The organism is Limimaricola soesokkakensis, from assembly GCF_900172345.1.
Classification (GTDB): domain Bacteria; phylum Pseudomonadota; class Alphaproteobacteria; order Rhodobacterales; family Rhodobacteraceae; genus Limimaricola; species Limimaricola soesokkakensis.
Map to the genome: position 1 here is coordinate 21925 of NZ_FWFY01000005.1, position 25123 is coordinate 47047.

A 25123-nucleotide genomic window follows, 5' to 3' on the forward strand; every position below is an offset into this window, starting at 1 on the left:
GCCGATGGATGGCAGGAACACCCCTTTGAAAGCCCCCGCCTTCATCCTTCTCGGCCCCCCGGGCGCCGGGAAGGGCACGCAGGCGCGTAGGCTCGAAGAGCGCTTCGGCCTCGTCCAGCTTTCCACCGGCGACCTGCTGCGCGCCGCCGTGGCCGCGGGCAGCGAGGCCGGGGCACGGGCGAAAGAGGTGATGGACGCGGGCGGGCTCGTCTCGGACGAAATCGTCATCGCCATCCTCGACGACCGGCTTGATCGTCCCGACACGGCCCAGGGTGTCATCCTCGACGGTTTTCCGCGCACCACGACGCAGGCCGCGGCGCTCGACGGGCTGCTCGCCCGCCGGGGGCAGTCGGTCTCGGCGGTGATCAGCCTCGAGGTCGATGACGCGGCGATGGTCGAGCGGATCTCGGGCCGCTACACCTGCGCCACCTGCGGCGAAGGCTGGCACGACAGCTTCAAGCGCCCGGCCACCCCTGGCATCTGCGACGCCTGCGGCGGCACCGAGTTCAAGCGCCGCGCCGACGACACCGCCGAGACGGTGGCCTCGCGACTCGCCGCCTACCACGCCGAGACCGCGCCGCTGATCGACCATTACCGCGCCCGCGGCACGCTGGAACGCGTGCCCGCGATGGGCGCGATTGACGACGTCGCACAGGCCCTGTCGGAGATCGTCCGGCGACACGAGACGGCCTGAGCGACGACCAAGACCGGCGGCCGGAGGAACGCGTGAGGGCCGCCATCCACGCAACGACGGGAGGAGCCCGCATGTCGGATCATACGACACATCCACCAACGACGATGACCAAGGATGACAAGGCCTATTGGTCCGCGAATGTGCGGATCATCACCATCTGCCTCGTCATCTGGGCCACCGTTTCATTCGGCTTCGGCATCATCCTGCGGCCGCTGATCAGCTGGATCGGCGTCGGCGGCACCGATCTGGGCTTCTGGTTCGCGCAGCAGGGGTCGATCCTCGTCTTCCTGGCGCTGATCTTCTTTTATGCCTGGCGGATGAACCGGCTCGACCGGCAATACGGCGTCGAGGAGGAATAAGCGCCATGGACCAGTTCACCCTCAACCTGATTTTCGTCGGCGCCTCATTCGCGCTCTATATCGGCATCGCGATCTGGGCCCGCGCCGGATCGACCTCGGAGTTCTACGCCGCCGGGCGTGGCGTCCATCCCGTGACCAACGGCATGGCCACCGCGGCCGACTGGATGTCGGCGGCCTCCTTCATCTCGATGGCGGGCCTGATCGCCTTCACCGGCTACGACAACTCCACTTACCTGATGGGCTGGACCGGCGGCTACGTGCTGCTGGCGCTGCTGCTCGCCCCCTACCTCCGCAAGTTCGGCAAGTTCACCGTGCCCGAATTCATCGGTGACCGGTTCTACAGCCCGACCGCGCGGCTCGTGGCCGTGATCAGCCTGCTGGTGGCCTCGCTCACCTACGTGATCGGCCAGATGACCGGCGTCGGCGTGGCCTTCGGCCGCTTCCTCGAGGTCGACAACACCACCGGCCTGCTGATCGGCGCCGTCGTCGTCTTCGCCTATGCGGTGTTCGGCGGCATGAAGGGCGTCACCTACACCCAGGTCGCGCAGTACTGCGTGCTGATCGCCGCCTACACGATCCCGGCGGTCTTCATCTCGCTGCAGCTCACCGGTAACCCGATCCCGGCGTTCGGCCTCTTTGCCGAAACCGGCTCCGGCGAGCCGCTGCTGCAGACCCTCGACCAGATCGTCACCGATCTCGGCTTCAAGGCCTATACCGAGCATCACGGCGACACCTTCAACATGCTGCTCTTCACGCTCAGCCTGATGATCGGCACCGCCGGCCTGCCGCACGTGATCATGCGCTTCTTCACCGTGCCCAAGGTTTCCGATGCGCGCTGGTCGGCCGGCTGGACGCTGGTCTTCATCGCGCTGCTCTATCTCACGGCCCCCGCCGTGGGCGCGATGGCGCGGCTCAACATCACCCAGCAGTTCTGGCCGCAGGGCACGAACGCCGAAGCCGTCTCGGTCGAGACGATTGAGAGCGACCCGGCCTACGACTGGATGGCGACCTGGCAGCAGACCGGCCTTCTGGGCTGGGAGGACAAGAACGGCGACGGCCGGATCCAGTACTACAACGACGCCGCGCCCGAGATGCAGGAGCGCGCCGCCGCTGCCGGCTGGGAAGGCAACGAGCTCGTCAACTTCAACAACGACATCCTCGTCCTCGCCAACCCCGAGATCGCCAACCTGCCGGGTTGGGTGATCGGCCTCGTCGCCGCCGGCGGTCTCGCCGCCGCGCTGTCGACGGCCGCCGGCCTGCTGCTCGCCATCTCTTCGGCGGTCAGCCACGACCTGGTGAAGGGCCGCATCGCGCCGAACATCTCCGAGAAGGGCGAACTGCTGTCGGCGCGGATCGCGATGGCCGCCGCCATCGCCGTGGCGACCTATCTCGGGATCAACCCGCCGGGCTTTGCCGCGCAGACCGTGGCGCTCGCCTTCGGCCTCGCCGCCGCGTCGATCTTCCCGGCGCTGATGATGGGCATCTTCTCCAAGCGGGTGAACAACACCGGCGCCGTGGCGGGGATGCTCGTGGGCCTCGGCGTGACGGTGGTCTACATCTTCCTGCACAAGGGCTGGTTCTTCGTCCCGGGCACCAACTCCTTCGACGATTCGGACCCGCTCCTGTTCACCGTGAAGTCGACCTCCTTCGGCGCGGTGGGTGCGGTCCTGAACTTCGCCACGGCCATCCTGGTCAGCCGCGCGACGCAGGAGCCGCCGCAGGAGATCCAGGAGCTCGTCGAAAGCGTCCGCATCCCGCGCGGCGCCGGGGCGGCCACCGCCCACTGAGCCTCGGCAAGAGGCGGCGCCATCCGCCGCCCCTTGCGACCCCTGCGTCCCGCGCCCACCATGGCGCGGGACGACACCGATCGGAGCTTCCGATGTCCCAGCCCCTCGACGATTTCTTCGCGCGCCAGCCCCCTTGGGACCGGCTGCCCGACGCGACGCGCCACCGGATCGCCGTCGCCGCCCAACCGATCGAAGCCGCCGATGGCCAGATCCTCACGCAGGTCGGTACGCCGCAGCCCGGCCTTTTCGTGATCCGCGCCGGCGCCGTCACCACGACCGATGCGCGCGGCGCCATCGTCTCGCGTCTGGGCCCCGGCAACAGCTTCGGCGAACGCGCGCTGCAGCGCGGCGGCACCGCGCTGGTCACCGCCCGCGCCGATACCGACAGCGAGCTGCTGCTGCTGTCCCCCGACCTCTTCGCCGAATTGATGCGCGAGCACGACCTCGTGCGCCGCTTCTTCGACCGCTCCAACCCGCTCGGCGATCGCCCCCGCACCCGCGCCGAAGAGCTCACCTCCACCCGCGTCGCCGATCTCATGGCGACCGATCCGGTAACCTGCGCCCCCGGCGCGAGCCTCCTCGATGCCGCCCGCCTGATGCGCGATCACCGCATATCCTCTCTTTGCGTGACCGAGGATGGCCGCCTGCGTGGCATCCTCACGCTGCGCGACATGGTGAACAAGGCGATGGCCGCGCCACTGCCGCCCGACACCCCGGTGGCACGGGTGATGACCGAAGCGCCGATCACCCTGCCCTCGGCGGCCATCGGCTCCGACGTGCTGCACCGGATGATGGAGCGCCATCTCGGCCATCTGCCGATCGTCGATGACGGGAGGCTGGTGGGCATGGTCACCCAGACCGACCTCACCCGGTTCCTCGCCTCGACCTCCGCCGGTCTCGTGGGCGACATGGCCCGCGCCGGCTCGCCGGAAGAACTGGCCCGCGTCACCGCCCGGATCCCCGAACTGCTCGTTCAGCTCACCGCCGCCGGCAACCGCCACGAGGTCGTCACCCGGCTCGTCACCGACATGGCCGACGGCGCGACGCGTCGGCTGATCCGCCTCTACGAGAAGGCGCAGGGCGCGGCGCCCGTCCCCTTCGCCTGGGTCGCCTGCGGCAGTCAGGGGCGGCAGGAACAGACCGGCATCTCGGATCAGGACAACGCGCTGATCATCTCTGACGCGGCCACGGATGAGGACATGGAATGGTTCGCCGGTCTCGCCCGCTTCGTCTCGGACGGGCTCGACGCCGCCGGCTATTTCTTCTGCCCCGGCGACATGATGGCGACCAATCCGCGCTGGCGGCAGCGCGCCTCGGTCTGGGCGGGCTATTTCCGCGACTGGATCGCCCAGCCATCGAAAGAGGCGCAGATGCTCGCTTCGGTCATGTTCGACCTGCGGGTGATCGCGGGCGAAGAGGGTCTCTTCGCGCCGCTCCACCATGACACGCTGCGCGCGGCGAGCGGAAACTCGATCTTCACCGCCCACATGGCCTCGAACGCCCTCGGCCACGTGCCGCCGCTGGGCCTGCTGCGCGGCTTCGCGACGCTGCGCTCGGGGGAGCACCGCAACCATATCGACCTCAAGCTGAACGGCGTCGTGCCGGTCGTGGACCTCGCCCGGATGTACGCCCTCGAGGGCCGGCTGCTGCCCGCGAACACCCGCGCCCGGATCGAGGCGGCGGGCGAGGCCGGCGTCATCAGCCTTCATGGCGCGCGCGATCTGCTCAACGCCTACGACGTGATCGCCCAGACCCGGATCGAGCATCAGACCCGCCAGATCCGGCGCGGAGAGGCACCCGACAACTTCATGCAGCCAAGGGAGCTTTCGGATTTCGAACGCTCCCACCTGCGCGACGCCTTTGTGGTCGTGAAGACGATGCAGGCCGCGATGATGCAGGGGCGGCGTCTATTGGGATAGCCCCGCGCCACCCGGCGCGGACAAGGGAGGAATGCGATGTTTCTGGAACTTCTCGGCGTGATCTTCGCGGGCGTGACCGGCGCTCTCGTCGTCTACGCCGCGAACCGCGCGACGGGCGGACGGTTGCCGCGCTGGCTGATGCCCGCCGTGGCGGGACTGGCGATGATCGGCGCCACGATCAGCCTCGAATACAGCTGGTACGATCGGACCGCCGCCGCGCTTCCCGAAGGTCTTGTGGTCGCGGACACGGTCGAAGAGCGCGCGGTCTACCGCCCCTGGACCTATCTGGTGCCCTACACCGACCGCTTCGTCGCCATCGACCGCACGAGCCTTCAGACCAATCCCGACCGCCCTGGCGAACGCATCGCCAATATCTACTTCTTCGGCAGGTGGGCGCCGCTGCGGCAGGTGCCGGTTGCCTTCGACTGCACGCAGGGCCGCCGCGCCGCGCTGGTCGAGGGGGCCGGCATCGCCGCCGACGGCCGCATCGAGGGCGCAGACTGGACGCAGGCATCGCCCGGCGATCCGCTGCTCGCCGCCGCCTGCGCCGGAACCTGAGATGAAGCGGCGGGGCCTGCGCCAGCGCGTCGCGTTCTTCTTCGCGCTGGTCGCCGCGGGGGGGCTCGCCGCGATCGCCGCGGGCCTCGCCCTCGGCTACCGGCAGGCCGCGCCGACCGACATCGCGCCGTTCGTCACCGCCGGCGTGGTGGCCGGGTTCGGCCTCGTCGCGATCACCGCCGGGATCTGGCTGCTGTTCGACGAGAACGTGGCCAAGCCGGTCATCGCTCTCGCCGCCCGGCTGCGGGCCCATGCCCATGGCGGCGCGGAGATATCGCTCGACCTCGAGAGCGCCCGCTGGCTGGACGACCTCGTCCCCGCCGCCGCCGCCGTCGCCGACAAGCTCGGCCGCTCCACCCTCGACGCCGCCGAGGCGCTGGCCGAACGCACCGCCGAGCTTGCCGCCGAGAAGGACCGTCTCGCCGCCGTGCTCACCGGCATGCCGGTCGCCGTCAGCATCATGGAGCCCGGGCACAAGCTCGTCCTCTATGACGGGCAGTCCGCCGATCTCCTCGGACAGGAGGGGCCGGTGCGGCTCAACGCCTCGATCTTCGAGTATCTCCGCCCCGGCCCGATCGAAGCCGCGCTCGACGAACTCCACCGCCGAAGCGCCCGTCGCGCCCCCCTCGTGGCCGAAACGCTGTCAGGCCGGGTCTGCGCCGGCCATATCCGGCTGATGGGCGAGGAGGCGGGCTACATGCTCATGCTCGAGCCGCTGGACCCCGAGGCCGAGCGCCCGCTCACATACGATTTCGCCCTGCTGGCGGGCCGGGCCGCCGCCGCCCGCGACACCCCGCTGCGCGAGCTGAGCTTCGTGGTCTTCGACACCGAGACGACCGGCCTCGACCCCGCCTCGGACGCGATCGTGCAGATCGGCGCCGTGCGCGTCCTGGGCGGTCGGATCGTCCCGGGCGAGGTCTTCGAGACGCTGGTCGATCCCGGACGGCCGATCCCCGCCGCCGCCGCCCGCGTCCATCGCATCACCACCGAGGCGGTCGCAGGCGCGCCCGACCCGGCCAGTGCGGCCGAAGCCTTCCGCCGCTTTGCCCGAGGCTCGATCCCGGTGGCGCATAACGCGCCTTTCGACATGGCCATGCTGCGTCGCGCCGGTGCCGCGCCCGCGCCGCCCATCCTCGACACGGTGCTGATCTCGGCCGTCGTCTATGGCGGCCACGAGACGCATACGCTCGACGCGCTCGTCGATAGGCTCGGCGTCGCGCTGTCCGAGGCCGAGCGCCACACCGCGCTCGGAGATGCGCGCGCGACGGCCGAGGTCTTGGTCCGCCTGCTCGCCATCTGCGAGGGCCGCGGCCTCACAACACTCGGGGCGCTGATCGACGAGATGCGCCGCCATGAACGGCTCGTCGAAGCCCTCGTCTGAAGGCCAAAGCGCGCGCCGGACAGGCTGCCCGTCCAAGGCTCCGACCGGGGCGACGACAGGAGCCCCGGTGATCTGACCCGCCGGAGGCTGCACGACTCGAGAACGGGCAGCCTGCCGAGGCGCGTCGCCGCAATCGGCCCCCTTAGCCAAGGTAGACCGAGCGGAGGCTTGCGCTTCGCCCTACGCGTTTAGGGACGCCACTTTTCACACTTCGTTAGGGCGCACAGGTCGCTCCATGTCGATTTGGGCCAAAAATTGCCAAAAATCTTCAGGTCGCGGAGCTTTTCGAAAATTGCGCGCGCATGCGCGACCGCGCAGCGGCACGAGCACTGCCGCATTTCGGAATACATCAAGATTGCCACCGGCCGTCGAAGGGACGCTAAGCCCCTAAAGCCAGCGCTCCGCCCCCCTCGACCGGCTGCTGGACCCCGGCTTTTCGCCGCCTTAATGGGCCAGCGAGTCGGGCGCGCATGGCGCGCTCGCCGGAATGCCGGTCTTGGGAGAGGCCGGCGAGGAGGACAAGGCGGCGGCGACGCCGCGATCATTCTGGGAGGAATACAACATGGAAATGCTGACGGCGTTTCTGTCCGCCGTGAACGGGTTCGTCTGGGGACCGCCGATGCTGGTGCTGATCCTCGGCTCCGGTCTCTTCTTGCAAATCCGCCTGAAGCTGATGCCGATCCGGCGGGTGCCGACCGGCTTCCGCATGGTCTGGGCTGGCCGCACGCCCGATGCGGATGCCAAGGGCGAGATCAGCCCCTATGCCGCGTTGATGACCGCGCTTGCCGCCACGGTGGGCACCGGCAACATCGCCGGCGTCGCCACCGCCATCGCGCTTGGCGGGCCGGGCGCTCTGTTCTGGATGTGGATGACGGCGCTGGTCGGCATGGCCACCAAATACGCCGAAGTGCTGCTCTCGGTGCATTTCCGCGAGGTCGACGACAAGGGCGAGCATGTCGGCGGCCCCATGTTCGCGATCAAGAACGGGCTCGGCCCGCGCTGGCGCTGGCTCGGCGCGGCCTTCGCGCTGTTCGGCGGGCTCGCGGGCTTCGGCATCGGCAACATGGTCCAGTCCAACAGCATCTCGCAGGTGATGACCGAGAGCTTCGGCGTCCCGGCCTGGGTGTCGGGCGTGATCCTGGCCCTGCTGACCGGCCTCGTGCTGCTGGGCGGCATCAGGCGCATCGGCGCGGTGGCGCAGAAGCTCGTGCCGACCATGTGCATCGCCTACATGGCGGTCGCGGCGATTGTTCTGGTGATCCACGCGAGCGATGTTCCCGCGGCCTTCGCGCTGATCATCGACCACGCCTTCAACCCGGTCGCGGCCTCGGGCGGTTTTGCCGGCGCGACGATCATGCTGGCGATGCGCTACGGCGTGGCGCGCGGCATCTTCTCCAACGAGGCGGGCCTCGGCACCGCCGGCATCGCGCAGGCGGCAGGCCAGTCGAAGGACGCGGCGCAGGCCGGCCTGATCGGCATGATGGGCACCTTCATCGACACGCTGGTCGTCTGCACCATGACGGGCCTGATCATCATCGTGACCGGCCTGTGGGACAGCGGCGATTCCGGTGCGGCGCTGACCTCGCTGGCCTTCGACGCGGCGCTGCCGGGCTTCGGCCAGTACTTCCTCGCGATCGCTCTGGCCGTGTTCGCCTTCACGACGATCCTGGGCTGGGCCTATTTCGGTGAGAAGTGCTGGGAGTACCTCGCCGGGACCAAGGTGCAGATCCCCTACCGGATGCTCTGGACCGGCTTCGTCCTGATCGGCGCGGTGACGCAGCTCGACTTCGTCTGGCTGGTGGCCGACACGCTAAACGCCTTCATGGCGTTCCCGAACCTCGTCTCGCTTCTGCTGCTGTCGCCGGTCGTGGTGCGGGTGACGAACGACTACTTCGAACGCCGCCGGACGGTGTTCGGCTGATCCACGCGCGGTCGGGGACGAAACGACGTTCCCGACCGCCACCACGAATTCATCGTTACGATGTGGGCCTGCGGCCTCCGTGCTCGATACAGCTACATGGCGCTATATCCGGCGAGAGCGAGTGGAGGCGCGTAGGACTCACCCGGAAAATCCGCGAGGGTGGCCGGGCGATCCGAACCTCCTTCGCCGCCGATCTAGCCCAGCAGGGGGGCTGGCCTGTCAGATGAGACACCGGCCCGTCCGCGCCCACGCCAGTCGAATTTCGACTGCCTACGGGGGCTTGGCGGCAAGCTTCGACAGGACGGCGGCGCTCGGCCCTGTCCTGCAATTCCTCTCGGTCTCCGAACGGGCACGCGACAGCGTCCCCGCAATCCGTTCTTCGGCCTGAGACCGGAATTGCCAGATGGCAATTTCGACCGGATCGTAGACATGACCACCTGTCACGGCGCGATGAATGTGCGAGCATGCTCCCGATGGCGCGAGGGGGTCGCATGTCCCGCTATCTGGCCGCACCGTGTAGATGGACCGATGTCTGATTACCCCGATCGGGCCAAGCCGGCCTCGTCTAGGGGACGCTGCATCGCAACCCTCGGTGGGAAACTGCGACAGCGCCAGAAGGAGCCGCCCGGAAACGCGGCACACCCACTCGACCCTGAGCTGCCGCGCGAGGCGTTCATGCGCTCCGGCCCCCGTTCCATGGCTTGCCCGAGGCTCCAGCCACAAGACGAGCCCTCAGTCGCAGGCCTCGTCGCAGGGACCGTCCTGCACCGCCGAAAGCGGGCAGCGCAGTTGCCAGACGAGTCCTTCGCGCGCGTAGTCGATGCTGACCTCTCCCGACATCGACGATGCGGTCAGCTGGTCGAGCACGGTGGTGCCGAAGCCCACCCTCTCGGGCGGGACCACCGGTGGCCCACCGATCTCCCGCCAGCTCATGCGGAAGCTGTCCTCCTCGATGTCCCAAGAGATCTCGACGCGGCCCGCCTCGCTGCTCAGGCTTCCGTATTTGGCGGCATTCGTGGCCAGCTCGTGCAGGGCCATCCCGAGCGCCTGGGCCACGGCGGGCGGCACCGTGACGGGAGGTCCGGATAGCACGACACGCTGCCCGAGCGCGCCGAAATGCCCCACCTGCCCCTGCACAAGATCGGCGAGGCTGACACGACGCCACTCGTTGTTCACGAGGAGATCCTGGTTCGCGGCGAGCGCCTGCAGACGCTCGCGGAAGGTCTCGACGAAATCGCGCGGGGAACGCGACGCGGTCTGCCGCGCGATCACCTGGACGATCGAGAGCAGGTTCTTGCTGCGGTGGTTCACCTCGCGCATGAGCATGTGCCGCAGCGCCTCGGAGCGCTTGCGCTCGGTGATGTCCTGGATGACCTTGATCAGGTAATCGATCCGACCATCGGCATCGCGCACGCAGCTGACCGTGGTGTGCCCCCAGACGGGCTGGCTGTCCTTGTGGAGATAGCGCTTCTCCATCTCGTATTCCTCGGCCTTTCCGGCCGCGAGCTGGCTCCGGGCCGCTTCGCCCTTGGCCCGATCGGCCGGGTGGGTGAATTCGTCGAGCGGATGACCCTCCATCTCCCCCACCTCATGACCGAGCATCCGGGCCAGGCTGTCATTGACCCGCACCAGCGTCCCGTCCCCGCCGACGATGCTGATGCCGACGCCCGCGTTCTGGAACGTTGCCTTGAAACGGCGCTCCGCCGCCTCGATGGCGCGGGTCCGCTCCACCACACGGGCTTCGAGCTCGTCATTGACGCGCGCCAGTTCGCGAAGCGCCTGCCGCTGCTGCCGGATGATCGCCGCCACGATGAGCCCGGTCGAAGCGGCGACGAGGATGAGCGCCTGCAGCTTGGCGTTCAGCATGGCGATGCCCGAGGCCGAAAGCGGCGCGTTCTGGAAGTTCTGCGCATACATGCCGATGGCCAGCGTCAGCAGCAGCACGGCGAGCGCGACGCCGCGGAACTCGAACCGCAACGCCGCCCAGAGGATCGGGACCGGCAGGAGAAAGGCGAACTCGGCGCCGTTCGACAGCACCCACAGGCTCAGCCCCGACAGGACGACCGCGATGGCTGCGGCCTCGATGGCCTGCCTTGCCCTCGGCCACGCCTTTTCGCGCCATGCATTGGCGGCCGAGATGACCAGCGGGGTCGCGATCAGGATGCCGGTCGCGTCGCCCAGCCACCAGACCGGCCAGGTCGTGGTGAACGGGTTGGTTCCCGCGGCCGCGCCGACCGCGCTGCCCAATGTCGCGCTGATGACCGGCGCCGCCAACACGCCGATGGCAAGGAAGGACAGCACCTGTCGCAGCGTGGCAAATCGACGGATCGGCGCCTTCAGTTCCGGTGCGAGCAAAAGCGCGGCCGTGACGACCGCCGCCGCGTTCGCCACGATGTATCCCAACGCCCAGATCAGCGGGTTCTGGTACCAGAGCGCGTTGCCGGTCAGCTCGCCCAAGGCGCCGATCCCGATCCACCAGCCCCAGCTCTGTCGCGGCTGCGTCAGCAGCATCGCGAGAACGACGCCGTTCGGCGGCCAGAGGGTGATCGGCATGTCCGGGATGACCATCATCCAGCGGCCGAAGGCCGCCGACAGCATGTAGGCAAGGTAATAAAGAACCAGCTTCGCGGCACCGGGGGTGCCGGAAAACAGGGTCGACCTCATTCGCAGCAATCCGCCGCGATGCCCGTGGCCCCCGTGGCCGTTCGACGTGTCGGTAGCGGACGCCATGCGATCTCGTTCCCCTCCAGGAAAGAACCCAACGCCCGTGACACGGGGCACATGCAATCCGGCTCGTGAAAACCGGCAATGACCGGCGGCCCGATATGGATCGGCATCCTTCTGTCTTAGGGCCGAGAGATCAAGAGCGGAAGCCTGTGCCGCCTTGACTGCGCGGTATCGAACCGCGGAAGTTGAAACTTCCCTGAATGCGGTGATGCGATGACCCAGCTCGTTCAGCCTCGTCTCGTGAACCCGCCCGAGGGCGATCCCGGCCTCTATCTCGATTTCCGCTTCGGCCGCCGTGCCCTGCTGTTCGACCTTGGCGACCTCGCGCCGCTCACGCCGCGCGAGCTGCTGCGCGTCAGCCACGCCTTCGTTTCGCATGCCCATATGGATCATGTCGCGGGCTTCGACCGCCTGCTGCGGCTGCGCCTGCATCGGCCGCGCCCGCTCACCATCATCGGCCCCGAGGGGTTCCTGCGGCAGACCGAGAACCGGCTGGGCGCCTTCACCTGGAACCTGCTCGACGAAAGCTCCGTCGATTTCCGCCTCACGGTGCAGGAGTTCGACGGCAGCCATATCTCGGCGGCGGCGGAATTCCGCGCGCGCGAGGCGTTTCGCCGCCGCGACTTGCCACCGCCCGCCCTCGATCCCGGCATCGTTCTTGCCGAGACCGATTTCACCGTCGAGTCGACGGCGCTCGACCACAAGGTGCCCTCGCTCGGTTTCGCCCTGCAGGAGCGGCTGCGCGTCAATGTCTGGCGCAGCGCGCTCGACGCGCGCGGCCTGCCGGTGGGGCCTTGGATCGACGCGGCCAAGACCGCCATTCGCGCCGGTGCACCGGATGAACGGTGCATCGAGATCCCCGGCCACGGACCCATGCGGCTCGGCGATCTGTGCGGCAGCGTCCTGCAGGTCGGCGCCGGGCAGCGGGTGGCCTATGTGACGGACGCCGCCGACACCGCCGCGAACCGCGACCGGATCGTCGGGCTGGCCCGCGATGCCGACCAGCTCTTCATCGAAGCCGCGTTTCTCGAAGCCGACCGCGACCTCGCCACGGCCACGGCGCACCTGACCGCCCGCAGTGCCGGCGAGCTGGCCCGCGCCGCCGGGGCCCGCAGGGTGTCCGGCTTTCACCACTCGGCCCGCTACAGCGAAGACGCGGGGCTGCTCGCCGCCGAACTCGCCGCCGCGGCCGATCCCGATGCGGCGACCGATGCTGATAACCCGCCCGCATCCGTGGCGAATGGAGAGCCGAACTGGGTTCGGCGGTGGCGGCGAAGCGGTCTTTCGACCGAGGCCGCGCTCATCCGTTTCGATGGGCTGCCGAGCATCGACACGGGCGAGCTCATCGGCAGCTGGCAGGGCGTGGGACTGCCGACCGGCCACCCGCTCGACGGCCTGCTCGAACGCCTCGGCTGGCGGGGCAAGCGCTTCGAGAGCGAGGACCGCGTCGATCCGCTGATCTTCGAGCCCGGGGTGAGGCTCGACCCCGCGCGACTGCCGATGAAGACGGCACTACGCTGGCCCCGGCTCGCGCAAAGCCCGTTGAGCCGCGCGGGCTTCTCTCTGCTGCGTCCCGCACTGCGCGCGCATGGCCCGGCGGCGCATCTCGCCCCGATCCGGTTTCGCGGCTGCACCAGCGCGGCGATGATCTATGACCGCCAGCCGATCACCGACCATTTCCGCCGGATCGACGCGACCCGCGTGCTCGGCCTGATGCAGACGCGCATGGCACCCCCGTATTTCTTCCTGCTCAGGGCCGAGGAATGACGGCGGGTGGTCGCGGCCGTTTGGCTCATCACTCCCGGCGCTTCGCACCCAGCTCGTGCAGCCGGGTCGTGATCGCCTTGGGGGTCACGCCCGAGAACAGGCTGACGAGCTTGCTCTCCGGGCCGGGCACCACGTCCACCTTGCCTGCCATCATCGCATCCCAGCCCTCGCGCGCCACCATGGCCGCGTCCCGTTTGGGCATGTCGTGCAGCAATGTGCCCTTCAGCCCCTTGTCGTAGATCGGCGTGTCGACCGGCCCCGGCATCAGGCAGGTGATCGTCACCCCGGTCTCCCTGAACTCGTCCGACAGCCCCCAGGCCAGCCCGTTCACATAGGCCTTGGTCGCGTTGTAGACGGCGTTGTACGGCCCCGGCACCTGCCCCGCGATCGAACCGGTGACGAGGATCCGCCCCCTGCCCTGCACCCGCATCACGCGCCCGACCCTGTGGATCATCGAGGTGGTCTGCTTGACGTTGAGGTCGATGCGCTCGGCGATGTCCTCCCATCTCTGTTCGACGAAGGGATCGCCAAGCGCCAGCCCGGCATTGGCGAAGAACAACTCGATCTCCCGCCCTTCCAAATGCGCCCAAAGCGCCTCCACCCCTTGGCGTGTCGAGAGATCGGCGCGCACCGCCTCTACCTCTCCGCCAAGACGGCGCAGCTGCTCGGCGGCCTGCTCCAATTCCTCGCCATGGGCGCAGATGACGAGGGCATGGCCCTCCTCGACCGCGATCCGGGCGAGCTGATAGCCGATCCCCGAAGAGCCACCGGTGATGACCGCCAGTCCCTTGCCTGCCATCATTTCTCTCCTTCGGGCTTGGCCATGCGGCGATGCAGTTGCGCCAGCACGGCTTCGGGCAGCACGCCGGTCAGCGCCGCTTGCACCTTGTTCATGAAGCCCGAGGTGAGGCCGGACTCCCCTCTCATCATCGCGTCGTAGCCGTCGCGCGCGACCTTGGCCGGATCGGCCTTGTTCTCGTCCTGCCCGACCGGCGTGTCCTCCATATGGGCCCGTTCGAAAAAGCGCGTGTCGACGGGGCCGGGGCGCAGGCAGGTGATCGTGACGCCGCTGTCCTCGATCTCCGACCCCAGCCCCAGCGACAGGTTGTCGAGATAGGCCTTGGTGGCGTTGTAGACGGCCTGGTAGCTGCCCGGGATCATCCCGGCGATCGAGCCGGTGACCAGCACCCGTCCCTCGCCCCGCGCCACCATGTCCCGCAGCACCCGGTGCAGCGTCGCGGTGGTGCCCTTGACGTTCAGGTCGATCACCCGCGCGATCTCATCCCATTCCTGATCGAGAAAAGCGTGGCCGAGGCCGACACCGGCATTGGCCATGAAATAGTCGACCCGGCGCGTGCCGATCCGCTCGAACAGCTCCGCCACCCCGCGCCCGGTCGCAAGATCGGCGCACAGCGTCTCGACCGGGGCTCCGGAGGTCGAGAGCTTTGCCCCTGCCGCCTCGATCCCGGCCTCCTCGGCCACGATCAGCACGTCGTGCCCGTCCTCCGCCGCCAGCCGCGCCAGTTCAAAGCCGATCCCGGACGAGGCACCGGTGACGACCGCGAAACGACCCGTCCGTTTCATGCCATCCCCCGGCAGGTAACTGGCGCGACCCTGCGCATACGACGGAAAGGGCTGCTCTTTCGGTGCCGCCGCTCCCCGCATCGGGGCGCGTTACCCGGACGGTCCGTGGCGCGCGCCTTATCGGGACGATTGCAGGTCATGACCGGTTCTCCTCCTTCGCCATGGGCCTGCGAGCCGAACCGCAGAGCGGGAACGCGGTTCCGCGTCGGAACGGTACCGCGCAAAACCCCCCGGCTGCCGGCGAGGGTCATGATCGAGGCGCATGCTCGCCGCAGGGCCACCCCTACGGTGTTGTGAGCCAACGGCGCTAGACAGCCACGCGGAGCGCCCGATGATTCAACGCATGACAACCCGCCGAACATTCCTCCTCGCCGGCAGCGCGGCACTGGCCGCGCCGCGACTCGTTCGCGCGCAATCAGGCGAACTGCGATCCCTCATCCAGGGCATGCCACAGCTCCACTCGCTGCAGATCGCGCGCGGCGACGATGTTATCTTCGCCGAGGCCCTGCGCGGCGGCGGTCTCGACGCCTTCGCGAACATCAAGTCCTGCTCGAAGAGCATCGTCGCGCTGCTGCTCGGTGTGGCGATCGATCGCGGCGACGTGCCGGCGGTGACCGCGACTCTCGATCAGGTGGCGCCTAGCATCGTGCCGCCGGACGCGACCGAGGGGGTGGCCGATATCACGATGGAAGACCTCGTGACGCTGCGCGCCGGGCTGGAACGCACCTCGGGCGCGAATTACGGCGAGTGGATCAATTCCCGAAACTGGCTGGCGGACGCGATGACTCGTCCGATGGTCGCCGCGCCGGGAACCCGGATGCTGTATTCCACCGGGTCGACACATATCCTCGGTGCCGCCCTCGCCGAGGCGACCGGTCAGTCCCTGCTCCGACAGGCGCGCGATCGGCTCGGAGCGCCCCTCGGCATCGAAATCCCGCCATGGACCCGCGATCCGCAAGGCTTCTATCTGGGCGGAAACGAAATGGCGCTTCGTCCGCGGGACATGTTGAAGATCGCGATGCTCCTGCGTGACGAAGGGCGCTATGGCGGCAAGCGCGTCATCCCCGAGGGCTGGATCGCGGCCTCGACCGAACCGCGCGCCCGTTCGCCCTGGTCAGGGCTGTCCTATGGCTATGGCTGGTTCCTCTCGTCTTCGGGCTACGTGCTCGGCCGCGGCTATGGGGGCCAGATCATCGCGGCCCAACCGGGCCGGGATCTGGCCGTGGCGATCACGTCGGACCCGACCCTTCCGGCACGATCTGACGGCTATTTCGGGCAGCTGATGCGGCTCCTCGATGGACCGGTTCTGGAGGCCGCATAGGCCGACCGACACGTCCCCGACAGCCATTCGACCATTCGGGCACGAGCGTTCCGAGGCGCCCCGAACACGCAGGCAGTCCCGGCCTGCCCGCATACCAAGAGTCGCAGGACGCCCCATTCGGAAACAGCCATATACGGGTGTGTAGGGTGCATTGCATGAGAATAGGTCCGACCCAACTGCCCCATTCCCGCCACAAACGGATCGGAGTTGGGAGGCCTAACTTGCAACAAACGGTCCATTGCTATGAAGAACTCTAGCTTCTCCAAACCCGCCATCGCTCTTCTCGCCTTCGCAGGCGCGATGATGGCCGTCGTCTCTCTGATCGACAAGACCAAGGCAGAGGCCCAAGCCTCGGCCGAGGCCTCCTCGTTCAAATGGACTACGGTGGAGATCGACGGAGAAACCGTCTCGGTCATGGTCCGCAAGGATGATCTCGCGCCGAACGAAAGCCTGAGCTGACATCGGACCGAATGACCATTCCGGCGGCGCATCTTCGGAAGCGCCGCCGATTGGCACGAGAGGGCTCCGCCTCCCTTGGAAGGGCGAAATTGCCTCAGGCTTGGCCCGAACACGAGATGCAGCGTATCTAGACCTACTTACGTACGCCCCATGCTTCTCGACAGTGCGCGCGAGAATTTCTCGTCCAGTAGCACGACATTTACCGGTCGCTGCCGGACCGGCTGCAATGTTCCATTGACTTCGGTCTGCCGCTGACTAATGCCGAAGGTGATCTGCTGTCGGAATGCTCATAGCTTTCCGGTCGAGCATCATGCCGGCTACTTTGGGCACAATGCCGTCGCGCCGGGCTTCCCTGAAGGTAAAGCCTGACCGACGCGCCTCGGACAAAAGAAGTGTCGCTTTCCGGCCGCCGCCGACCTGCATGAATTTCCGGGATGCGGGATCGTAGGGATATCGGGCGAAATGGCCGAGGCGCGAAAAGATGCGGCGGTTCATGGCCAGCCGATGACGGCTGGCAGGATCGGATTCATGTCGCCCGAGACGACGATCCGACAAACTCGATCAACTCGCTGCAAATAGCATCGGGCGCCTGCAGAAGAAAAACCTCTGCAATTTCAGTCAAGCACCCCGAGGCCAGATGATCAGGCGGCCCTGATCACCGGGTGCGTCGCGATCCGGCGATGCGCACGGCGCACCGCCGGGGTTATATTTTACCGAGCGATCAGGAGGTCATCGAGAGACTTGTTCGCCGCCAGCGCATCCTTGACCCACTGCGGCTGGCGTCCGCGCCCGCTCCAGGTCTGGTCTTGATCATCGGGGTTGCGGTATTTCGGCGGGTTGATCGACTTGGTGGGTTTCCCGGCCGACATTCCGACGAGATCCTTCAGCGAATACCCCGCGGATTTGGCCGCGGCTTCCGCAGCCGCAAGCGCTTCCTGCCGACGGCGCGTCTCGTAATTCTGAATCGCCGCGGCGGTCTCTTTGTGAAGCTTCTTCAGCTCGTCGAGATCAAGATCGCTCAGGTCGAAGTCGTTCATTTGATGTCTTCCAAACATGGCATTGCTGCTCCGGCGTTAGCCTTCGACAGAGTTATTATCCATCCAAAATCGCAGCTGGACCATAGATTTTCTCGGCGTGATGTTGATTTTCACACGCCTGAAATACGCGAAGATGAGGCAAGGACCGATATATTCAACTGCGGGTTGGCAGGATTTTTCGTTTTTATCTAGGAGGCGAGCACCGGCGGGAGTCCCGTCTGGGCCGGAGATCTTCGGGCCCTTTCGGATGGCGCGGATAGAGATTTCGATATGAGCAAGCCACGTAACGCCTGCGAAGACGTCAATTTCGAGCACGCCTTTTCGTATGGCTCGTGATCATCGGTGGCGATGCGGATCGAGAGGCGGCGGCTGACATATTCCCGACGGCAAGCGCCTCGGCCTCCCCCGCAATAAAGGCAAAGTGTTTCATAACCGGTCCGATGAAATGCGCATGAATGTGCATCGAACCAAATCAACATCATTTCTAAGGCCCTATGGCGGGGCGAATGGTAGCCGACATATGGGGCGTCCCAATCATCGCCCATGGGGCGCTACGACGCGTCTTCTAAACATTGAGCGGCTCGCCGTCCACCGGCTTTCACCGTGTCCCGGCTAGTCGCTTCCGCCGAGCGCAGCCGGCCCCGCAAACGCAATGCACTCTACGTCGGTCATTCCCTCCCCTACGGCAGCCAGGCTGGCTGGACTGCCAGGACGAAAAGCCCTCTGACCACTGGCGCCAGTTCACGCCGGGCCGAGAGCTTCCGGTGGGCACCGGTCCGGCACGGGGGACCGCCCAGACATGAGCGAGATGTTCGGCGACGGACCCGGCTACCGGCCCCGGGGGAGCCCGCAGCAAGGCTTTCAGAGCCGATCAGTTCCTTGCCCGAAGCTCAGAGACAATAGCTCAGGGCCAGCGCGCAGATGATTGCCAGGCCAAGCACCATGAGATTGGCCCCCGCATCGCGATCGGCCCAGAGCCTGTCCCATACCCGGGTCAGCCCCAACCAGAGGATCGGGATCGACAGGAAAGCCCACACGCCGACGCCGACATAATCGTAAAAATCTACTGACACTTGCGTATACCTCGGAATACCGGGACTACGTGCCGACGAAATGCGGCAATCTGAAGAGAAAACCGGGCGGCTTGCTGACATTTTGTAGCAAATGGAATGCGCCCTCGGCCAAATCTGGGCGATATCGCCTTGATCGGTCTCCCTCCAGCTTCCTCTCTTGATGTCAGTCGGTTGGAGTGAAGCCACCCATGCGGGATCGAGCGCGTGATCTCCGCCGCGCATAACGTCGGTGGCGTTGCTCCGATCACGGACGCGGCAATCGCAACTGACCTGCTCAGTCCCGTGCCGCTGGCAAAAGCGCTCGCGCAGATCGGGGGTACCATCGCCTAGCACGCGTTCGACGGCTCCTTCCGGCGGTCAACAACGCTGATGGTTAAGAAGACCCATGAATTCGCCATGGCCGCGTCGATACCATGCGCTGCTCGCCGGATCGCAGATCGACGATCCGTTCGGCTCTCTTACTTTCGAGGCTGGGGGTACGAAGCGGAAGGGGGGCAGCGGTCCGCCTCCCTTTCCTAGCATACACAAACCGTCCAAGCCGGGATGGCAGGGCAGTTGCCCCGCCACGCACACTGCCCGGCAGCTCAACCGACCTGCAGCTCGGCCTCGTGGCGGCGCTGCCGCAGCATGGCACTCGACACCGTGACGAGGTGGCGCTCCATTTCGGCGGCCGCTTCGGCCGGGCGCCGCGCGGCGATGTGCTCGAACAGCGCCTCGTGCTGCTGCCCGAGCAACAGGATGCGGTCGGGCGACAGCGCCTCGCGGCGGCGCTCGGTCCACTGGGCATGCCGGCGCACCGAGCGGATCGTCTGGTGGATCGCGAGGATCAGCGGGTTGTGCGCCAGCTCGGCGATCTTGAAGTGGAAAATGTCGTCGGCGGTCTCGTAGCCGCGCGCATCGTCGGGCGAGAGCGTGGCGCGCATCAGCCGCTCCAGCACCACCAGCTCATCGGCGGTGGCGCGCTGCGCGGCCAGCGCCGCGAGGGCGGGCTCGATCTCGAGCCGGACCTCCATGAGGTTGTGCGGCGTCACCTGCCGCACCAGCATGTCGAGGCTTGCCCCCGCCGGTGGCGGCGCCGCGAATGTGCCTTGCCCCTGTCGCCTGAAGATCGTGCCCTCGGCTTCCAGCACGTCGAGCAGCCGGCGCAGGCGCGCCCGCCCCAGCCCCAGCGCCTCGGCGAGTTGCCGCTCCGGCAGCACCCGACCGTTCGAGAGCAGGCTCTCGTCGCTGAGCCCGGCGCGCAGCCGCCCGAGAAGGTCTTCGTCGCTACGGTCCATCACGCCACCCCCATCGCCCCCGCAAGATCCCAAAGCATGCGCCCCGAGGTCAAGGCCAGGAACAGGCCGAAGCTGAGCCGCAGCGCGCGCTGCGGGATCGCATGGGCGAGCCTGACGCCCACTCCCGCGAAGCTGGTGGTCAGCGGAATGATCACCGCCACCGCGACGAGGTTGACGTAGCCCACCGAGAAGGGTGGCAGTCCTTCGGTGCCAAGCCCGGTGAGCATGTAGATGATCGCGCCCGGCAGGCCGATCACGAAACCGATCGCGGCCGAGGTCCCGACCGCCCGGCGGATGTCGTAGCCAAGAAAGTTCAGGAGCGGCACGCAGACCGTGCCACCGCCGATCCCCATCATCGAGGACACGGTCCCGGCGAAGACGCCGAAGCCCGCCCATGCCGGCTTCGAGAACCCCTTGGGGGTGATCTCACCATTGCGGCCGCGCAGCACCATGTCGGCGGCCACCGCCGCCGCCACCAGCGCGAAGACGGCGATCATGATCCGCCCGTCGATCAGCCCGCCGGTGAAGCTGCCCAGCACCACGCCGACGAGGATCGACGGGGCCCAGAGCCGCAGCAGCGCGCCGTCGATCGCGCCCTTCTTGTGATGCCCCCAAGCCGATGAGACCGAGGTGAAGACGATGGTGGCGAGCGAAGTGCCGACGGCCAGCTGCATGGTCAGCCCCGGCTCCATGCCGGTCAGCGACAGCGCGAAGTAGAGCGCGGGCACGATGACGATGCCGCCGCCGACGCCCAGAAGTCCGGCGAGGATGCCGCCCGCGACGCCCGCGCCGACCGCGACGCCCAGAAGGGTGAGGATGGTCCCGAGATCCATGTCAGGCGCCCGTTTCGGTCGCGCGGGACCGCGAGGCGCGGCCCTCGGCGGCGCGGCGCGCCTCGGCCTCGGTGATGGCGCGGTCGATCGGGGCGCGATCCGAGAGGCCCGAGAAGTTCTCGGCGGTCGGCATCGCCTCGGCCACGTGCAGATAACGTTCCCCCGCCACGTCGAGCAGGCGGCGCAGCTCAAGGAGCGGGTCGGCGTCGTCATCGACCCTGAGCGAGAGATAGGGGTAGTCCTGGCCGCGATGCACCGTGAGCCCGGCCGCTTGCCGGCCTCTCTTGTCGCCACCCGCCGCCTCGCCCGCCTCCATCGCGGCCAGGAGCCGCTCGGCCATGGTACCCTCGGCGCGCAGATAGGCCGAGAAGCAGGCCTCGATCACCTCGCCCGAGACCAGCATGTTGCCCGCCACCGAATGCCGCGCCCCGACCAGATGCCCGGCCCAGTCGACGCAACCCGCCCCCGTATGGGCGGCGAAGCGGCCCTGCGCATCCATCATGTGGCACTGGCGGATCGCGCGGCCCTCGTCGCGCGCCACCAGATCGGCCAGCACCGTCTCGGCGCTCTCGCCAGCCGCGAGCCGCGCGCGCCCCTCGACGCCCCAGATCGGGTTGACGAAGGCCTGCGTGGCGACGGCGCAGCGCGCGCCGAGATAGGGCACGGCGGCGCCGCAGGCGAAGAAGCGCGAGGCGACCGCGACGCCGATTTCGCCGGTCCGGGGGTCATGCGCGATGATCGAATAGGTCATGCTCAGCGCCCCACCGCATAGGCCTGCATCAGCCGCGGCGTGGCGGCGGCGCGCAGCAACCCGTCTGGCTCGCGCAGCGCCGCCGTGAGACGCCCGACGCTCCAAGGCTCGGCCACCGTCACCTTGTGGCCCCGCGCGCGCAGTTCCGCGATGGTGTCCTCGCCGACCGAGGGCTCGATCATCATCTCGCCGGGCTTGCATTCGCGCGGGTAGAACGAGCCCTGGAAATGCATCGAGTGGAACAGGGCCGCGTCCATGCCCGCCTGCAGGTCGAGACCGTGATGCACGAAGCGCAGGAACCACACCAGCTGCCACTGGTCCTGCTGATCGCCGCCGGGCGTGCCGAAGACGAGGCCGCGCCCGTCCTTCTCCGCGAGCGTCGGCGTCAGCGTGGTGCGCGGCCGGCGGCCCGGGGCGAGCGAGGTGGGCAGCCCCTCGTCGAGCCAGAACATCTGGGCCCGGGAATTGAGCGGAAAGCCAAGTCCGGGGATGACGGGCGAGCTTTGTAGCCAGCCGCCCGACGGGGTCGCGGCAACCATGTTGCCCCAGCGGTCGATCACGTCGAGGTGCACCGTGTCGCCGCGCTTTTCCGACAGATGCGCCATGGTCGGTTCCTGCGGCGCGGCGTCGGGGTTGCGGTCGAAATCGCGGCCCGCGCGCTCGATCGCGGCATCGGCGAGATGCTCGAAGCCCGGCACCCGGCCCGGCCGCTGCTCGGTCGAGGCGGTGCCCGAGATCAGCTTGGCGCGCTCGGCGCCGAATTGGTCCGAGAGAAGCGTGTCGAGCGGGATGTCGCTGTGCCGGGGGTCGCCGTAATAGGCCTCGCGATCGGCATAGGCGAGCTTCATCGCCTCGATGACGGTGTGCACGAAGTCCGGCCCGTTCGGATCCATCGCGGCGAGGTCGAAATTCTTCAGGATCGACAAGGCCTGCAACAGCACCGGTCCCTGCCCCCATGGGCCGGTCTTGTGCACGGTCCAGCCGTGGTAGTCGATCGAGACCGGCGCCTCGTAGCTGGCGCGCCAGCCCGCCATGTCATCCTTGGTCAGCACGCCGCGATTGCGGCGCTCCGAGACGTCGTGCACCTCGGCGTCCTTCAGGTAGTCGGCGATCGCCTCGGCCACGAAGCCCTCGGCCCACATCTCGCGCGCGGCGTCGATCCGCGCCTCGCGGGTCGCGCCCTCGGCTTGGCTCAGCCGCTCATAGGTGGCGGCGAGGTCGGGATTGCGGAACAGCTCATGCGCCTGCGGCGCCCGGCCGCCCAGCGCCCAGACCGCGGCGGATGTCGGCCACTCGGCCTCGAAATATTCGACCAGCCCCTGCATCGTCGCCGCCACGCGCGGCAGCACCGGGTGGCCGTCGCGGGCATAGCCGATGGCCGGGGCCATGATGTCGGCGATCTCCATGCTGCCGTGATCGCGCAGCATCAGCATCCAGCCGTCGAAGGCGCCGGGAATGACCGTCGCCAGAAGCCCGGTGCCCGGGATCAGGTCGAGGCCCTGCGCCTTGTAATGCTCGATCGTCGCGCCCGCCGGCGCCGGGCCCTGCCCGCAGATCACCTCCACCTTGCCGGTCGCCGCCGGGCGGAAGATCACCGGCAGGTCGCCCGCCGGGCCGTTGAGATGCGGCTCGACCACCTGCAGCACGAGGCCGGTGGCGACGGCGGCATCGAAGGCGTTGCCGCCGCGCTCGAGGATGCCCATGCCGACGGCGGAGGCGATCCAGTGGGTCGAGGCGACGGCGCCGAAGGTGCCGCGGATCTCGGGGCGGGTGGTGAAACCGGTCATTTGGTAACTCTTTTCTTGGTATTCAGTGTTCGCGCGGGTCGAGCGCGTCGCGCAGCCCGTCGCCCAGCAGGTTGAAGCCCAGCACCACGAGGAAGATCGCGATGCCCGGCCACATCGCCATCCAGGGCGCCTGGCTCAGGAAGTTCTTGGCGGTGTTGAGCATCGACCCCCAGCTCGGCGCCGGCGGCTGCTGGCCGAGGCCGAGGAACGACAGCGACGCCTCGGCGATGATCGCGGTGGCGATGGTCAGCGTCGCCTGCACCAGCACCGGGGGCAGGATGTTGGGAAAGATGTAGCGGCTCAGGATCTTGGGCGTCGACAGGCCGATCGCATGCGCGCCCTCGACGAAATCCTCGGCCTTGACCGAGATCACCTGGCCGCGCGTCAGCCGCACGAAGACCGGCGTGGCCGAGAGGCCGATGGCGATCATCGCGTTGGTGAGCGAGGGCCCGAGGAACGCCGCGAGCGCGATGGCGAGGATCAGGAAGGGGACAGCGAGCAGCGCCTCGGTGCAGCGCGAGATGATGCCATCCGTCCAGCCGCCGAAATACCCCGCGAGGATGCCCATCGGCACCCCGAAGGCGACCGCGATGCCGACCGAAATCACGCCCGCCAGCAGCGAGGCCTGCGCCCCCCAGACGAGGCGCGAGAGCACGTCGCGGCCGATCTCGTCGGTGCCGAGCCAATGCGCCGCCGACGGCGCCTGCCGCACCGCGCCCCAATCGGTGGCGGTCGGGTCGGGGATCGGCAGGATCGGCGCGAAGACCGCCATGAGGACGAACAGCCCCACCAGCAGGCCGCCCAGCATCGCCGACCGGTGGCTGCGGAACTTCTTCCAGACGCGGTTCTCGGGGCGCTTTTGCAGCACCGGGTCGGTCATGAGCTGCGGCTTGAGCGTGGCGGGGGTCGCGGGCTGGGCCATCATTGCTTCCTCAGGCGCGGATTCAGGACGAAATAGGCGGCGTCGGCGAGGATGTTCATGACGATGAAGCCCATCGCCGTGACCAGCACGATGCCCTGCACCACCGCGTAGTCCCGGTTGAACACGGCATCGACCACCAGCTTGCCGAAGCCCGGAATGGTGAAGATCTGCTCGGTCAGCACCGCGCCCGCGATCAGCTCGCCGAACAAGAGCGCGGTGAGGGTGACGATCGGGGTGAGCGCGTTGCGAAAGGCGTGGCGCAGGATCACCCGGCGCTCGGCCAGCCCCTTGGCCCGCGCGGTGCGCACGTAGTCGGATTTCAGCACGCCGAGCATGGCGGAGCGGGTATGGCGCATCAGCGTCGCGGCGAGTGCGGTACCCAGAACGAAGGCGGGCATCAGCATGGTCTTGAGCGACAGCCACAGATCCTCGCCGGGCGGCACGTAGCCCGAGGCGGGCAGCGCCTGCCATTTCACCGCGACCAAGAGGATCAGCATGATGCCGAGCCAGAAGTTCGGGATCGACAGGCCCGACAGCGCCACGACGTTGGCGACGTAGTCGGTGATCGTGCCTTTCTTCACCGCCGAGAGGATGCCCGCGGGGATGCCGATCACCAGAGCGAAGACCAGCGCCATCAGCGCCAGCTGGATCGTCACCGGGAGCTTCTGCGCGATCAGCTCGGTCACCGGCTGGTTGGTCCTGAGCGAGATGCCGAGATTGCCGGTGACCACGCCCTTGATCCAGGTCGCGTACTGCACCCAGACCGGGTCGTTCATGCGGTATTTCTCGCGCAGGAAGGCGATGGTCTCGGGGTCGCGTTCCTCGCCCGCCATGGCGAGGATCGGATCGCCCGGCAGCAGCTTCTGCAGGCCGAAGACGAAGATCGAGATCAGGATGACGGTCGGGATCGCGATGACGATCCGGCGCGCGACGAAGCTGAGCATCAGGGGCACCCGGTGGGTTCGG

General features: G+C 67.9%; 22 protein-coding genes. 10 read left to right on the forward strand and 12 right to left on the reverse strand.

Annotated features, from left to right (window positions below; all coding sequences use genetic code 11):
* Positions 1 to 4 precede the first annotated feature (4 nt).
* From LOS8367_RS09775 to LOS8367_RS09805, 7 genes are all read left to right on the forward strand, one after another.
* Complete coding sequence (locus LOS8367_RS09775; RefSeq protein WP_085896319.1) at positions 5 to 694, forward strand: adenylate kinase; 690 nt, start codon at positions 5 to 7, stop codon at positions 692 to 694.
* Between the two features lie 71 nt (positions 695 to 765).
* Positions 766 to 1053, forward strand: coding sequence for a DUF4212 domain-containing protein (locus LOS8367_RS09780; protein ID WP_085896320.1), 288 nt, complete (start codon positions 766 to 768; stop codon positions 1051 to 1053).
* Positions 1054 to 1058: 5 nt separating this feature from the next.
* Positions 1059 to 2840, forward strand: a complete 1782-nt coding sequence (locus LOS8367_RS09785) for a sodium:solute symporter family protein (RefSeq protein ID WP_085896321.1) — start codon at positions 1059 to 1061, stop codon at positions 2838 to 2840.
* Positions 2841 to 2932: 92 nt separating this feature from the next.
* Positions 2933 to 4759 (forward strand): DUF294 nucleotidyltransferase-like domain-containing protein, encoded by a 1827-nt coding sequence (locus tag LOS8367_RS09790; RefSeq protein ID WP_085896322.1) that lies wholly within the window; start codon positions 2933 to 2935, stop codon positions 4757 to 4759.
* A 36-nt stretch (positions 4760 to 4795) separates the two neighbouring features.
* On the forward strand, positions 4796 to 5317 hold the full coding sequence (locus tag LOS8367_RS09795) for a hypothetical protein (RefSeq protein WP_085896323.1): 522 nt from the start codon (positions 4796 to 4798) through the stop codon (positions 5315 to 5317).
* Position 5318: 1 nt separating this feature from the next.
* Complete coding sequence (locus tag LOS8367_RS09800; protein ID WP_085896324.1) at positions 5319 to 6698, forward strand: 3'-5' exonuclease; 1380 nt, start codon at positions 5319 to 5321, stop codon at positions 6696 to 6698.
* 487 nt (positions 6699 to 7185) lie between these two features.
* Positions 7186 to 8619 carry an alanine/glycine:cation symporter family protein gene (locus tag LOS8367_RS09805; protein ID WP_306456258.1) on the forward strand — a complete coding sequence of 478 codons (1434 nt, stop codon included), beginning with the start codon at positions 7186 to 7188 and terminating at the stop codon, positions 8617 to 8619.
* A gap of 732 nt (positions 8620 to 9351) precedes the next feature.
* On the opposite strand, the gene LOS8367_RS09810 is transcribed toward LOS8367_RS09805, so the two are convergent.
* On the reverse strand, positions 9352 to 11283 hold the full coding sequence (locus LOS8367_RS09810; RefSeq protein WP_165761436.1) for an MASE1 domain-containing protein: 1932 nt from the start codon (positions 11281 to 11283) through the stop codon (positions 9352 to 9354).
* Between the two features lie 276 nt (positions 11284 to 11559).
* On the opposite strand from LOS8367_RS09810, the gene LOS8367_RS19185 reads away from it, so the two are divergent.
* Positions 11560 to 13113: a DUF4334 domain-containing protein gene (locus tag LOS8367_RS19185; protein WP_207569247.1), complete on the forward strand. Its 1554-nt coding sequence runs from the start codon at positions 11560 to 11562 to the stop codon at positions 13111 to 13113.
* Between the two features lie 28 nt (positions 13114 to 13141).
* On the opposite strand, the gene LOS8367_RS09825 is transcribed toward LOS8367_RS19185, so the two are convergent.
* Both LOS8367_RS09825 and LOS8367_RS09830 read right to left on the reverse strand, forming a co-directional pair.
* On the reverse strand, positions 13142 to 13912 hold the full coding sequence (locus tag LOS8367_RS09825) for an SDR family NAD(P)-dependent oxidoreductase (RefSeq protein WP_085896326.1): 771 nt from the start codon (positions 13910 to 13912) through the stop codon (positions 13142 to 13144).
* Positions 13912 to 14697, reverse strand: coding sequence for an SDR family NAD(P)-dependent oxidoreductase (locus LOS8367_RS09830; protein ID WP_085896327.1), 786 nt, complete (start codon positions 14695 to 14697; stop codon positions 13912 to 13914). Before LOS8367_RS09830 ends, LOS8367_RS09825 begins: the two co-directional genes overlap by 1 nt.
* Positions 14698 to 15040: 343 nt before the next feature.
* On the opposite strand from LOS8367_RS09830, the gene LOS8367_RS09835 reads away from it, so the two are divergent.
* Positions 15041 to 16018 (forward strand): serine hydrolase domain-containing protein, encoded by a 978-nt coding sequence (locus LOS8367_RS09835; RefSeq protein ID WP_085896328.1) that lies wholly within the window; start codon positions 15041 to 15043, stop codon positions 16016 to 16018.
* Positions 16019 to 16261: 243 nt separating this feature from the next.
* On the forward strand, positions 16262 to 16477 hold the full coding sequence (locus tag LOS8367_RS09840) for a hypothetical protein (RefSeq protein ID WP_085896329.1): 216 nt from the start codon (positions 16262 to 16264) through the stop codon (positions 16475 to 16477).
* A 255-nt stretch (positions 16478 to 16732) separates the two neighbouring features.
* On the opposite strand, the gene LOS8367_RS18805 is transcribed toward LOS8367_RS09840, so the two are convergent.
* The 9 genes from LOS8367_RS18805 to LOS8367_RS09880 all read right to left on the reverse strand — a co-directional run bounded on the left by LOS8367_RS18805 (position 16733) and on the right by LOS8367_RS09880 (position 25101).
* On the reverse strand, positions 16733 to 16972 hold the full coding sequence (locus tag LOS8367_RS18805) for a hypothetical protein (RefSeq protein ID WP_133056310.1): 240 nt from the start codon (positions 16970 to 16972) through the stop codon (positions 16733 to 16735).
* Positions 16973 to 17187: 215 nt separating this feature from the next.
* Positions 17188 to 17514: an H-NS histone family protein gene (locus LOS8367_RS09845; RefSeq protein WP_085896330.1), complete on the reverse strand. Its 327-nt coding sequence runs from the start codon at positions 17512 to 17514 to the stop codon at positions 17188 to 17190.
* Between the two features lie 890 nt (positions 17515 to 18404).
* Positions 18405 to 18587, reverse strand: coding sequence for a hypothetical protein (locus LOS8367_RS09850; RefSeq protein ID WP_085896331.1), 183 nt, complete (start codon positions 18585 to 18587; stop codon positions 18405 to 18407).
* Positions 18588 to 19171: 584 nt separating this feature from the next.
* Complete coding sequence (locus LOS8367_RS09855; RefSeq protein ID WP_242665552.1) at positions 19172 to 19864, reverse strand: FadR/GntR family transcriptional regulator; 693 nt, start codon at positions 19862 to 19864, stop codon at positions 19172 to 19174.
* Positions 19864 to 20697, reverse strand: a complete 834-nt coding sequence (locus LOS8367_RS09860) for a sulfite exporter TauE/SafE family protein (protein ID WP_085896333.1) — start codon at positions 20695 to 20697, stop codon at positions 19864 to 19866. The genes LOS8367_RS09855 and LOS8367_RS09860 overlap by 1 nt, the downstream gene beginning before the upstream one ends.
* A gap of 1 nt (position 20698) precedes the next feature.
* Positions 20699 to 21448, reverse strand: coding sequence for a DUF1028 domain-containing protein (locus LOS8367_RS09865; protein WP_085896334.1), 750 nt, complete (start codon positions 21446 to 21448; stop codon positions 20699 to 20701).
* 2 nt (positions 21449 to 21450) lie between these two features.
* Entirely contained in the window at positions 21451 to 23235 is a 1785-nt protein-coding gene (locus tag LOS8367_RS09870; RefSeq protein ID WP_085896335.1) for a gamma-glutamyltransferase family protein, read from the reverse strand.
* Between the two features lie 22 nt (positions 23236 to 23257).
* On the reverse strand, positions 23258 to 24157 hold the full coding sequence (locus LOS8367_RS09875; protein WP_207569248.1) for an ABC transporter permease: 900 nt from the start codon (positions 24155 to 24157) through the stop codon (positions 23258 to 23260).
* Entirely contained in the window at positions 24157 to 25101 is a 945-nt protein-coding gene (locus LOS8367_RS09880) for an ABC transporter permease (RefSeq protein WP_085896337.1), read from the reverse strand. Before LOS8367_RS09880 ends, LOS8367_RS09875 begins: the two co-directional genes overlap by 1 nt.
* Positions 25102 to 25123: the final 22 nt, after the last annotated feature.